This window comes from Myroides fluvii (assembly GCF_009792295.1).
Lineage (GTDB): Bacteria > Bacteroidota > Bacteroidia > Flavobacteriales > Flavobacteriaceae > Flavobacterium > Flavobacterium fluvii_A.
This window is the reverse complement of sequence record NZ_CP039934.1, coordinates 1,858,157-1,871,106: the sequence shown is the minus strand read 5'-3', so window position 1 is coordinate 1,871,106 and position 12,950 is coordinate 1,858,157. Positions and strand designations below refer to the sequence as shown.

General features: G+C 34.3%; 9 protein-coding genes and 1 tRNA gene. 7 read left to right on the top strand and 3 right to left on the bottom strand.

The window, feature by feature from the left end:
- Positions 1 to 75: 75 nt before the first annotated feature.
- The 5 genes from FBR08_RS08480 (at position 76) to FBR08_RS08460 (ending at position 9,009) form a co-directional block, all read left to right on the top strand.
- Positions 76 to 2,391 (top strand): hypothetical protein, encoded by a 2,316-nt coding sequence (locus FBR08_RS08480; protein ID WP_158962333.1) that lies wholly within the window; start codon positions 76 to 78, stop codon positions 2,389 to 2,391.
- The gene (locus FBR08_RS08475; RefSeq protein WP_158962332.1) at positions 2,388 to 2,738 is read left to right on the top strand and encodes a hypothetical protein; all 351 of its coding nucleotides are present in this window, start codon (positions 2,388 to 2,390) and stop codon (positions 2,736 to 2,738) included. Before FBR08_RS08480 ends, FBR08_RS08475 begins: the two co-directional genes overlap by 4 nt.
- Positions 2,739 to 3,030: 292 nt before the next feature.
- Positions 3,031 to 6,213 carry a phage tail tape measure protein gene (locus tag FBR08_RS08470; RefSeq protein ID WP_158962331.1) on the top strand — a complete coding sequence of 1,061 codons (3,183 nt, stop codon included), beginning with the start codon at positions 3,031 to 3,033 and terminating at the stop codon, positions 6,211 to 6,213.
- A complete protein-coding gene (locus FBR08_RS08465; protein WP_158962330.1) occupies positions 6,210 to 7,193 on the top strand; it encodes a hypothetical protein in 984 nt (327 codons plus the stop codon). The genes FBR08_RS08470 and FBR08_RS08465 overlap by 4 nt, the downstream gene beginning before the upstream one ends.
- Positions 7,180 to 9,009 carry a hypothetical protein gene (locus tag FBR08_RS08460; protein WP_158962329.1) on the top strand — a complete coding sequence of 610 codons (1,830 nt, stop codon included), beginning with the start codon at positions 7,180 to 7,182 and terminating at the stop codon, positions 9,007 to 9,009. Before FBR08_RS08465 ends, FBR08_RS08460 begins: the two co-directional genes overlap by 14 nt.
- A gap of 7 nt (positions 9,010 to 9,016) precedes the next feature.
- Here FBR08_RS08460 and FBR08_RS08455 read toward each other — a convergent pair whose 3' ends face one another.
- From FBR08_RS08455 to FBR08_RS08445, 3 genes are all read right to left on the bottom strand, one after another.
- Entirely contained in the window at positions 9,017 to 10,177 is a 1,161-nt protein-coding gene (locus FBR08_RS08455; protein WP_233266301.1) for a site-specific integrase, read from the bottom strand.
- Positions 10,178 to 10,343: 166 nt separating this feature from the next.
- Positions 10,344 to 10,417: transfer RNA gene (locus tag FBR08_RS08450), tRNA-Arg, on the bottom strand.
- A gap of 12 nt (positions 10,418 to 10,429) precedes the next feature.
- On the bottom strand, positions 10,430 to 10,882 hold the full coding sequence (locus FBR08_RS08445; protein WP_158962327.1) for a GatB/YqeY domain-containing protein: 453 nt from the start codon (positions 10,880 to 10,882) through the stop codon (positions 10,430 to 10,432).
- A gap of 304 nt (positions 10,883 to 11,186) precedes the next feature.
- Here FBR08_RS08445 and FBR08_RS08440 point away from each other — a divergent pair, with 304 nt between their 5' ends.
- The gene (locus FBR08_RS08440) at positions 11,187 to 12,038 is read left to right on the top strand and encodes a helix-turn-helix domain-containing protein (protein ID WP_158962326.1); all 852 of its coding nucleotides are present in this window, start codon (positions 11,187 to 11,189) and stop codon (positions 12,036 to 12,038) included.
- Between the two features lie 297 nt (positions 12,039 to 12,335).
- Positions 12,336 to 12,896, top strand: a complete 561-nt coding sequence (locus tag FBR08_RS08435) for a hypothetical protein (RefSeq protein ID WP_158962325.1) — start codon at positions 12,336 to 12,338, stop codon at positions 12,894 to 12,896.
- Positions 12,897 to 12,950 lie beyond the last annotated feature (54 nt).

Here is a 12,950-nt window from a genome sequence, read left to right as displayed (position 1 = left end):
TCCCCGATTTACCTATTTCGGATATGGACTTCTCAAGCTATATTTTAAACAATATTGATTCAACAATTTTATAATATGTCAGATACACCAAAACTCGCAACTGAAGATCAAGTAAAGTCTGTAGCAGATACTTTTACGGAACTATACAACCACCAGGGGAAACAAATCAAATCCATCGAATCAGGAATCATTGATTCCATCATTCCTTCTTCTCCAGCTCCGACCAAACGCGGACAATATGTTGTGTCTGCAGTTGGTGTTTACACCAATTTTAAAGATTCAAATAATCAGTCTATTTCAGTAACGGAAGAGGAATTTACTTCGGGAGTTGTATATCTTATTTACAACGGAACGAATAGTAGAAAAGTAGTTGTACCTATTGAAGCGAATGGAGAGATTAAAGAGGGGGATATTAGACCTATTTCTGGAGATAAAGTAAACAAAAATAATAAAGCTTTTTTTTCTCAATCTCCTAATTTATTAGACTTTTCAAAAGTAAAATCTGGAATTTGGGAAAGAGGTGCAAATAATATTATGAAAAACACTCATAGAGATAATTATATATGTGTTGAAATTGATAATGTTAACGAAAATAAAGAATATTATTTACAAGGTATTTCAGAAGAAATGCCTAACACTACGTATGTTGTAAGCTATACTAATCAAAATTATGAATTGATTTCAAGAATTAACGGTTTAGAAGAATATCATAAGTTAAAAACACCTTTAGGCACAAAAAAAATACTCGTTGTAATATCTTCAGATACTGGTATTGGACTTAATCCCACAGATAACAAATATAAATATACTGCAATGTTGTCTGAAGGAAGTGTATTAAAGGAGTTTTCAGAATATGGATTGTTAGTTGATTCTAATAAAATTGTTGGTTTAAATGAGTCAATTAGCAATAGTGAAGTTGTTAAGGACAATACTAATAAAATTGATTTCTTAATGTCAGATTATAAAAAGTACTTTTTATTTGATGGAACTTCTCAAAAGGTTTTTTCAGAAGATTTTGTAATTAAAAATGATGGGGATTATATAGAGGCATTTGTAAAAATAAATAAAGACTATAGTGGATATAAAGATGGTTTAGGTTTCTTGGGGAAAGGACAACGTACAGATAATGTTATTGGTTTTGGTACTATAAATGAACTATGGATGAAAGGAAAAGACACCGATCCTTACATTAAGTTTAATATTCCAACAAATACTTTTAATTTTTTTAAATTAAGAATAGAAGTAAAAGAAAACAATATAGTTGTTTATATAAATGATGAAATAGTGGGTAGTAAACCTTTTGTTTCAGAATTAAGAATTAATAATTTAGGAAATGCCTATACAAGTAAGGCAAAGTTTGGAATAACGTATCTTAAAATAAACAATTTAGCGATAAATATATTAGAAAATAGTGAAAATATTATAACTGAATACTATACTGAAAATAACGAGATCAATACAGTTAGTAGTGGAGATTTGTTTTTTGAGTATAAAAAAAACATGTATAAAAATAATGATGGGTGTATCGTATATGTAAATGTTGGAGGTGATTATTATATTGGATTTGGAGTGTATAAGTTTCTTGATTTATCTGAAATTATTTACAGTGATTATTATAGGATTATGGATTCTTTCTTATATAAATATGAAGATGAAAAAATGATTAACCAGAATATTCAAGCATTAATTGGTAGTGAGAATGAATTTACGATGCTTCAGAAGGGTAAATCTGATCATACTGGAGGATATCATGGAGATGAAAAATTGATTTATAGAAGATTTATTGCTAATGGTGTTGAAATTGATTACAATCAAGATATAGAATTAACAGAAATAAAAAGTTTTTTTTATGATCAATTATCTAATTTACATGAAACAAGTAGTTCAGATAATCCTGACATTCATATAGAAAACCATCCTATCATAGCTGAGCATTATAAAAAAACAACTTTCACAAATGGAGGGTACGTTACAAAAAACAGCATTACATATAAACAAGCTATTGAAGTAATTAGAATTTATACAGGACTAGTATGTGTAAGTAAAAATTTCGCAACAACAGGAGTGAATGAATATGGGGCAAAACAAACTATAAAAGATGGTACTAATGGAGATAAGTTGAGAAGTAAAAACGGTAATGAAATAACGTTTAGTGGAGATCATGGTGGTTGTTTAGTTAGTTCTAAGGTGTTAGATATTAGTAAACCCAATAACTCAGGCATTCAGAACGAACAATTGTATAGAAATTCTTGTGATAATTGGGTAGCAGATAGATTAAACGATTCTAAATATTACAGAGTATTAGGATCCAGAGGCTCTAGCACAAGTTTAGTTTCTGATATTGGAGAACAGTGGAGTGTTGAATGTGTTGTAAGATTTACAAAAAAATGACCGAACGCCAAATAGCCAACACCGCAAAAAGTAAATTACAAAACGATTTACTTTCCAAGATCGGGCGACAGCTCCAGGAGCGAACTGGAGACGCTTCCAGTAAAACAAATGTGAAAGCTCGTTTCAGTCAAAATCAATTGAGGCGAATTGTCATTGATGCGCCAAAATATGTTTTTATCCAAAACTATGGATTCGAAGGAACCAAACGAAATGGAGTGAACATGCGTTTAAAAGCTAAACGAACAATTGACGATGCGATAAAGGAAAGCGACATCATGAACTATTTAGCAGATCATATATCCGAACTTCGTGCGGATGATATTGTAGCTGTATTTGGAAAAAGATAAAATAAGCCAGGTATTTATTACCTGGCTTATTGTTTTTATCTAAATAGGAACCGAAATGTTCTTCAAACACCTCTAATACAATACTTAGCAAACATAAAAGATCGCTATTAACAAGATTTGAATTTTCCAAAACTAACAGTCCAAACTTAAGAAATAATAGATGTTTCATAGATATATGATTTGCTATATATATCTCAGCATGGTGCTATATCTATTAGATGCTTGATAGCCCTATTTCCTGTCCTTTTTTACCACTCCAAGCAATCAGAAATTTGTATCAAAACTGATATAAATGGCTGATGTAAAAAGGAATATCTACATTGAGATCAACGGAAAGCAAGTCACCAACTCCCTTTCCGGATTGAGGAGTGAAATCCGAAATGTAGAGCGGGATATCCGAAACCTAAATCGGAACGATAAAGACTACCAAGAGACTTTACGACAACACCAACAACGTCTCCAGGCTGTTCGAAATGAATATGCTGCAGCACGGGATGAACTAGGACAAACTCCTTCTCTGCTTCAGAATATTAAGAACGAATTAGGAGAAGTGGGAACTGGCATGCTGAAGGCATTTACCGTGACTGCAGTAATTGGTTCTTTCGTTAATGGTGTGAAGAGTGCATTCAACACAATCAAAGAGTTTGATCAAGCTCAAGCGGACTTAGCGGGTATTTTGGAAACAACTAAACTTGGGGTTATTGGTTTAACTTTCGAAGCCATCAAGCTTGGTGCAAAACTACCTTTTACCTCCACCGAAGTGTCTAGAGCTCAATTAGAGCTGGCGAAACTTGGTAAATCCATGGATGAGATTAAGAACATGACACCAGGTGTGTTGAATGCGGCAATTGCCATGGATTCTGAGTTGGCTCCTGCAGCGGAACTCGTAGCAGGACAATTGAATTCTTATGCTGAAGGAAGTGCTCAAGCGGGAAAATATGCAGATATTCTATCGAACTCAACTAACATATCAGCAACCTCTTTTGAGTATTTATCAACCGCGTTACCGAAGGTTTCCAAAGCAGCAGCAGTCGCCAATGTATCGTTTGAAAAATTAAACGCAACCTTGGGCGTACTATCAGATGAAAATATTGCAGCAGAAACATCGGGTACCAGCTTTAGAAATATTCTATTGATTGCTTCCAAAGAAGGGGTTCATTATGAAAAGTTATTGGAACGTGTAAAGAACTCAACCAATCAGTTAAGTACAGCTACAGAACTATTTGGAACTCAGAATGCCATTGTTGCTGTTACCTTGGCCAATTCAACAGATAAGATTCAGAGGCAAACCGAAGCTCTGGAGAACAGTTCTGGGAGTGCGGAAAAACTAGCAGCTGAAAAGATGAACTCTATTGAAGGAGATTTGAAGCTCTTTGACTCAGCGATTGAGGGATTCATCCTAGGGATAGAAAAAGGAGATGGAGCGATTGGGAATTTCACAAGAGGTATCATTCAATTTGGTACTTCTTTAATTGGATTGATTACACCAACACGAAATGTTACAGATGAACTATTTGAACAACAAATGGCTATCAACGAACTAATATCTAAAATTACCTCTTCTAATATTAAAGAAGGGGAACGTTTAGATTTACTCAAAGAACTCAAGGCAAACTATCCGGAATACATTAGTCAAATTGATATTGAAAAGGTGTCCAATGAAGAATTACTAACAGTACTAAAAGATATTAATAAAAACTATCGAGAGCGAATTGCTTTACAAGTCGAAGCGGAAAAAGCAGATGAGTTTAGAAATACAAGAGATACTGTTGCAAAGGGTGCGGCTAAATTAGAAAGCGATTTAGTAAAAAAATTAGGTAGAGTTGTTCGTGATCATAATCTTGATTTTGTAGTTGATACAAGTAATGTAGAAAAGTCAGCAAAAGAAGTAATGAAAATACTAAAAGATACAGGAAAATCTACCTTCTTATTTTCTGATTATTCAAACATTAAAACATATCTAAAAGATATAGAAATGCTACGAAACGTAGAACAAGATGTTAATGTAAAGCTACAAGAGCAGATGGTTCTTGTTGATGAGAAAGCTAAAAAAAATAATCTGGTCACAGAAGCTGAGAGAGAAGCCAATGCAGAAAAACTAGCCACTCTTAAGGAACAGATAAAAGTCGCAAAAGAACTTGGGGGTATAGAAGGAAAAGACTTTAATGCCTCGGAAATAGAAAGTGTACAGCGTTATATTATTGCAAAGCAAGGAGAACTTGATGTTGAAAACCAGGTCGCTGAAAAGAAGAAAGAATTATCAGAAAAAGAAATACAAAGATCACAACGCGAGCTTGAACAGAAGAAAAAAATATTTGAATCAGGTGAAAAAGCAATTGATGATTTACTACTTCAATCTGTCAAGAATAGAGAATTAGCTTTATTAAGTGGAATTGATCGTGATATCAAGGCTGTCGAATTAAAATATGAGCGAGAAAAGCAAAAGTATGCCGAACACACGGATAGAATGCAACAGCTAGATGCAGCAAAAAATGAAGAGATAGCGCAAATTAAGCTACTAAAAGCTAAAGAATACCAAGAACAAATTGACGCATTAGAAGAAGAAAATATCATTCGTAAGAGAGAGAATGAGCTACAACGTTATGCGGATAATATTGTTGATGAAGACGAGAGAGCTCTTGCCATGTTAGAGAAAACAAAGGTGATTAATGATTTAGAGCTACAATTACAAATGGATAAAGAGATTTCTAAAATTGAAAATGTAGAAAATTCAGAATCTTTAATTGAAGCCATAAAACAGAAATATGCGACAAAAAAAGAAGCTATTGAACTAGGTCTTGCTGAAAGAGAAAAACAAATTGGAGAAGCAAAGGTTAAGAAAGAAAAAGAACTTGAAGATCAAAAACTGGGGGTTATAAAAGGCGCCTTTAATTCTGCTTCAGAACTTTTTAACCAAGGATCTTCTGCATGGAAAGCAACTAAAATTGCTGAGACGACTATTGATACTTATCAAGCAGCATCTAAGGCGTTAGCTGCTTACCCTCCTCCTTTTTCATACATCGCAATGGCAGCATCAATTGCTGTGGGATTAAAGAATGTGCAAAAAATTGCCTCGACCAAAGTCCCGAAAATGCCTTCTTATTACTATGGAGGTCCAACAGGATCGGGAAATCCTTCCCTTGGTGGAGATCAATACGGTGCTTATACAGGGATGACACATGCGGATGAGTGGGTTGCTCCTGCTTTCATGACACAAAATCCACGTTATGCCTCTACCTTTCAATGGCTAGAAAACGAGAGAAAACAAACGTTGAGAGGAGAAAGCACCAACAATACGACTGATAATCAACTCTCCAGTGCAGCGATAGCCTTAGCAGCGGCAACAATGCAGCTAAATGAAGTATTAGCTGTAGGAATTGAAGCCAAAGCGAACATTGGCTATAAAGAAATAAACAAAATGAATCAACTCAATGAAGATATGAATCAATCTTCCAAATACTCGAAGGTACAATGATCACAATAAACAACCAACCTTCAGGAATGGTCCTGGACTCTGATTTTATTCAATATGATGTTGAAGTAGATAACGCCAATCACTCCATCGAATTTTATAGTTCGGAACTTCGTTTGTTACTCCCTAAATACGAGTTGAATAAAGCGAGTATTCGAATCAACAATTTGTATCGAAATAAGCAGATAGGAACGATACAAATAACTGAATACATCAAAAAAATCAATAATATTTTTAGACATCAGGCCAGTATTTCTGAAAAAAATAAGGAAGAATACATTGATCTTAAATTAACGAATCTAATAGAAGTAATCTATTCGACGATGAGTATGCAACAAATTCCTGTTGCTCCAATTTCTTTTTTGGGTATTTCCGACGCATTGATTATTGCTTCTCATGGTATATTATCTGTTCCGTTTCTGATTCAAGAAAAACAGTCTATCCAAGTTCGTGTAATAGATCAAAAAAACAATTTGATTGCCTTACAATTTCTCGACAATGCTCAAGGATATTATCTATTTGAGAAACAACTTCAGTTAGATTATCCAGTTGAAGCGCTTACGTTAGAAGTAATTGGGAAGCAAACAATTCAAAAACAAATTCGCGTGTTGAAGAATAAGCGTTTTAAACCACTTAACATTCGATTTAAAAATCAATTTGGCGCAATACTTCATACCCAATTGTTCGCTTCTATGAAAATGGAAGAAGAACTAAATTACGCTACTATTCGCGATCAGAACGGACGATTATTGACCAACGAAATCAACTCTTCATCGAATCTTACTGTGAATACAGGCTATTTACTCAATTCAGAGATATTTGTGATTTCTCAGATTCTCAATTCCCTTCAGGTAGAGATTGAAATTAATGGTTCATATACCCAAGTAGTGCCGACTCAAAAAAAGGTTCCAAAATGGGAATCCAATAAGTGGGTTACTGCAACACAATTAACCTTCCAATACATCAATTATGAAGCTAATTAGCATTTACCATAACGGCGTTGAGATTGATTATATTTTAGAAAGTTTAGCTTTAAAAACAGACCAGTCCATCTTTCCAGATTCGCTCAAATTTACAGCTAGTGAGTACCCTTTTTTAATCATCGAAAATGAAAAAACCGAAACCGCTTTTGGAAAGAACAATGTAATTCTCCACACACCTCAATATTTTACGATTGAGGTTCGCACATTTAATACGATTACTCAAGGTGAATTGCAAATCTTAGAGTGTCAAAAAGGATATCGAAAAGCTAATGTTCGCTTTGCGAGTAAATTATACAATGCGGGTTCATCGAAGATTAGAGAAATGGGAACTTCTATTTCTGTTATAAACGAATTTCCTCCACGACCTTTCACAGAAAAATATGATGGAATTCCCCCTAATCCTATAGCTTATGCTAATTATGTAAAAACAACGGAAGAAGGAGCTTTTCCTTCTCAATTATGGAAGGCGCCTTTTATTTCTTTTCCAACGCAATTTGGAGAACCAAAAGAAGGAGATACTTGGTATAATTATGCCGGTGGTTATAATACTGTATTGGAAGGGAAATATGTATTAAATACAGAGAATAACACAGCTGAAGGAATTGTAATCGATTCGAGAAATGTACCCACCTGGTGTGTATATCTGTTAACACCACTTTTACTGAAATGTGCTCGATTAGGGTTGTCGTTTCCAGCGAACTTATTACAAGATAAATTTGCCAGCAGTTTAGCATTCTTGACCAAGGAAACTAATTTGACTGAAATTTATAGTACGCAGGAAAAAGAAAACATCTATTATGCAAGCAGTGCTTGGGAATATTTAGATGGCTTTCCTGGATCAACACCTTGGCAAAAGAGGTTTCAACTGGATAAGCAAGATCCTGGTAAATATGTATTCAAATATAAATTCAAAACCTACGACGATATTCTATCTATAGCTGTAGGAAATAGAAGATGGAATAAATCGATCGAGCATAGAAATTTTAGAGGGGAAGAATCTTTATTTGAAGGGGAATTTAATTTTGAAATACAGCCAGAAGATGCAAGCTATCCTGTAGCTATTTATTTTCGAAGTCGAAATAGGCGTGATATCTTTGAAAGTGATTTCGAGGATTTGTATGTTGAAACACTATTACATACGAGTGGATTTATGTTCCATCCAACTATAGAAATCGGGAGATATCTCCCCGATTGGACTTTTGCAGAATACTTGAATCAATTGCGGATTCTATTCAATATTCAATTCATCGAGTCCAACAATGGAACCAAGTTAGAAGTGATCTACCTGGATGAATTATTAAGCGAGGTAGATTATGTTGATTTGGGAAGCGTCTATATAGATGGTTATCCAAAACATGAAGTCGTTCAACTCAAGTTTAAATTTGACAATGACATTGATCCAACACATACCTATTCAGAATTTGAGAGTCCTCTAGAAATTACAGATGAAAAAGAAAAAGTATTTGAAAGTAAATTCAAACAAACTAAAACACCATTAACCAAGGAAGAAGAAAGTAAATCAGGCGTTGGCTTGGTTCTTATTAATGGTGCCTCAGATGACTTAACTACCAGTATAGAAAACACAACAATAACCACAGAAGCCATTTTTGAACGCTATTACAAAAAAACAGCTCCTAAATACCTTCAATCCAATCGCTTGAATATAGAACTGAATGTCACTCAGTTGGTTTTACATGAAATCGAGACTAAAAAAAGGGTGTTAGTAAATAAACTTCCTTATTATGTCGAATCCCTTAGTAAGGAATCTTCAATTTCATCCTTGATAACGATCAAACTAGATTTGATGCCCATATAAAAGCCTGCTATTCTGCAGGCTTTTCTTTCGCAATGATATTATCTAAAAACATAATTTGATCATTCATGACATCCTGGACCACATGCACGTATTTCATGGTCATTTCTAAAGAGGTATGTCCCAATAATCTTTGTAACACTTCTACTCGACCACCTTGCACTAAAAAGTTCGTTGCGAACGAATGTCGTGACATATGATAGTTGACGTGTTTTTTAATTCCTACAATTACTGCAATCTCTTGTACTCTTTTACGAAGCTTCTCTTTCGATAAAGGAGCAAATATAAAGCCATCTAGAACCAACTCCTTTGCAATATTGTTGAGCTTGATTTGTTGGATTTGCTTGGTTTTTACGGCTTGAAATGTAAGCAAGGTTTCATTATTTACAATCTTATTCTGATTAAGCTCGTTAATATCGCTAATACGCAATCCAGTAAAGCAGCTAAATAGGAATTTCGCACTCGCCACTTTGTGCGGTTCTTGAATGAATGGGGACTTGTAATATTGATAGATACTATTAATTTCCTCTCCAGTCAAAAAATTGATCGTTCCTCTCATCTGACGATGGGGTACTTCGGTATGGTAAATAGGAGTCCATATTCCTGCTTTATTGGCTCGAGCTAAATACTTCTTGAGATTCTTCGTTAAGGTCGATATCGTATTATGTGAATTCTTCTCCTTGGTTTTGAAATAGTAAATCACCTGATCAATGAATTCAGCTGTAATTTCATGGAATAGGATTCGTTCCTGGTATCGTTTCAGCTTGCGAACAACAGATCGCTGTTGGACATAGCTTGAATTCGCCAAAACGAGCTTTTCCTTCTCGAGCTCAATTTCATAAAATCTGATAAAGTCAATGGATGCAGAAGGATTTTCAAATTCATCCAACAACAACTGCATGGTCAAGGGACGTTTAGAAAGTCGATAGGCCACTTCTATTTCATTCAGATCTGCTAAGGTCTTTTCGATGAGTAAATTGAAATCTGCATATCCTTTGTTACGCTTCTTTACACGTTGTTTCTTTTCATCGAAGTCTAAGAGAGAAATGTAAATATTAAGAGGAATTCGTTTGATTTGTCTATCTAAAATCAATTGAATATAGAGTGCATTTGTTCCATCTGAACGTGTATAATCTTTTTTAATAAAGATTTTAAATGAGATTTTGTTCAAATGTTTACCAATAGAATTTTGTGGTAAATAATTTGGGAAACAATATGGGTTTTTTGAGATTTTGTCTGTCATGATTTTTTTTTAAAAGGGAATCATAAATCCCTTACCAATAGCGACTTACAGTGTTTTGAAAAAACAACATAAAACACTGCAAATCACTTGTTTGCGTCCGCGGGAGGCTTCGAACCCCCAACCCTCAGAGCCGAAATCTGATATTCTATCCAATTGAACTACGCGGACCAACCAAAAAATTTATTTTGTCAATAGTGTTTTTACTATTGTTGAAATCGTTTTTCCATCAGCTTTTCCTGCTAATTCTTTCGATGCCATTCCCATTACCTGTCCCATAGCAGCCATACCTGCGTGATTTCCATCCGCAATAATTTTAGCAATAATGGCTTCTACTTCTTCGTTAGACAATTGTGCTGGTAAAAATTGTTCGATAACAGCTACTTGTGCTAATTCAGGTTCTACTAAATCCGCTCTTCCTTGTTCAGCAAAAATAGTTGCACTGTCTTTGCGTTGTTTTACTAATTTTTGTAAAATCTTAATCTCTTCCACTTCGCTAATTTCTTCTTTAGAACCTGATTGAGTTTGCGCTAATAACAATTCTGCCTTAACTGCTCTAAGTGCTTCTAAAGCGATACTATCTTTTGATTTCATGGCGCTTTTCATCGCATCCATAATATTTGCTTGTAAACTCATTTCTTTTTTATTTGGTTTTGCAAAGATATAAAAAAGGTGAGAAAACAAGACAAATTCCCCATTTTTACTTTTTACTATCCTCAACTATTCATCCCTAATTTAATTGGAAATTCAAATAATTCCCTTCTATTTTACGACGCAACCGCCTTTTGCTCCTCTAAATAAATCCAAAAAAGGGAATTATCCTCTTTTTTTAGCCTCCGTAAAATGTTAAAATAGAGTCATAATCTAGCATATTACAGAGAAAATTTTATTTTTACAGTTAATAAAAATTTTTAGAAAACACTATTTACCCCTTCATCTAATGTTATCTACTATTGAACTAAAATCCATTTATGGATTTGATGCTGGCACAGCCACTTATCTGACTGAAAATGATCATCTTTTTCAACAGCACAACGACGTGTATCAACTGCTCTGGTTGCAAAAGGGAAAAGTTTCCGTGATCATGTCTACCAACAAAAAGGAATTGACAGAAGGCGACTGTTTATTTCTGGGTAAAAACGAATTATTTCGCTTAACTGCTGACGAGAGCTATTCCCTCAGTTATGTTCAGTTTACGGACACCTTTTATTGTCGCACAGCGGTAGATCGTCACTTTTTAGACAAATGTGTATTTTTTGACAACACCAAAGCAATCAATTCCATTACGCTTAAATCAGAACAAGTGACGTTTGCGCAATACTATTTTATTTCGCTATTAAAATTACAAAACAAAACGTATAGCAATTTAAATTACATGACCGCTCATAACATCATTGAACGTGTCCTCCTTTTCATTATGGCTTGTCATATTAATACGTATGTAGAGTTTAATAAAGAAAAGCTATCCCCATCTCAACTTAAAAATGTCATCAAGTTTAATGAGCTGATTAAAACAAATATTCGAAACGAACGCAACGTACAATTTTATGCGGATCACATGAGTATCTCAGTATCAAAGCTCAATGAAATTAGCAAGGACATTTATGGAACCACCCCTAAAAAGATCATTGCGAGTGCGGTAGTTAATGAAGTTAAGCTATTATTAAAACACACCCCTTTGACTATCAAGGAAATTGCTTATGAATTAAATTTTGAAGATACGAGCAATTTCACTCGCTTTTTCATGAAAGCGACAGGATTAAGTCCGAAAGAATACAGAGATAACTTGTAAATTTACTTTGAAATTATTTTCGCTTTTAGCGAACAACCAATTATATATAAAGCCATAAAACCTACGTTCTATGGCTTTTTTGTTCGTCATCTACTTTAGTAAATTCGTAAAAACTCCACAAATCCCCTACTCTAGATTTACAAATTGAGAGCAAATAGCCGATTTTAAGTATTTTTTGGCTATTTCAAATAAAAATGACCATTCTTTCGAGAGAATTGACCTATAATGAGAAGCTGAGCTACTATACTTTTGTCTCATCAAAACAAATAAAAAAAAACTTTAAAAAATATCTCGAAAATGAAAACAACATTCAAATTAGCATTAGTAGCCGCTTTATCTTTCATCAGTGTAACATCATTTGCTCAAGAGGGCAACAAAAAAAGTTCAGGAACTACTAACCTAAACGTTAATTTGTCAGACGTATACGAGTTAAACGTAACCAATGCGTCAGTAACTATTCCAATGAATACCGTGGAGCAATTCCAAAAAGGTAGTACATCAGGTGAATTAAAAAACCACTTAGAGGTAACAGCTACCCAAAAATATGAAATCAAAGTAGTGGCGAGTAGCGACTTAAACAACAGTGGAGTTACCATTCCAGTGAATACTGTAGAAGTGAGAATCAAAGGAAACACAAACTTAGCAGAAGGAGCAGGACCAAGCAACTTTACAGCTTCTCACAATACTGCACAATTAGCAACGACAGAGAGTTCTCCATTAGTAACAACATCGGCAGGAACAGCTAAAATGGGATATGCAGTTGAGTATGCTATTCCAGCAAGTCAAACTTCTGCTTATACAGATAAAAAAGAAGGAACGTATACAACTACAGTAACTTACAATTTATACGCATTATAATCCAAAAAAAATATACAACCTTTTTATCTACTGTTGCGTTTGTGGCGCGACAGT

Coding starts and splice junctions, on each gene's coding strand:
- FBR08_RS08440 (WP_158962326.1), top strand. CDS start 11,187: ATGTTATCTACTATTGAACTAAAATCCATTTATGGATTTGATGCTGGC.
- FBR08_RS08445 (WP_158962327.1), bottom strand. CDS start 10,882: ATGAGTTTACAAGCAAATATTATGGATGCGATGAAAAGCGCCATGAAA.
- FBR08_RS08470 (WP_158962331.1), top strand. CDS start 3,031: ATGGCTGATGTAAAAAGGAATATCTACATTGAGATCAACGGAAAGCAA.
- FBR08_RS08435 (WP_158962325.1), top strand. CDS start 12,336: ATGAAAACAACATTCAAATTAGCATTAGTAGCCGCTTTATCTTTCATC.
- FBR08_RS08475 (WP_158962332.1), top strand. CDS start 2,388: ATGACCGAACGCCAAATAGCCAACACCGCAAAAAGTAAATTACAAAAC.
- FBR08_RS08480 (WP_158962333.1), top strand. CDS start 76: ATGTCAGATACACCAAAACTCGCAACTGAAGATCAAGTAAAGTCTGTA.
- FBR08_RS08465 (WP_158962330.1), top strand. CDS start 6,210: ATGATCACAATAAACAACCAACCTTCAGGAATGGTCCTGGACTCTGAT.
- FBR08_RS08460 (WP_158962329.1), top strand. CDS start 7,180: ATGAAGCTAATTAGCATTTACCATAACGGCGTTGAGATTGATTATATT.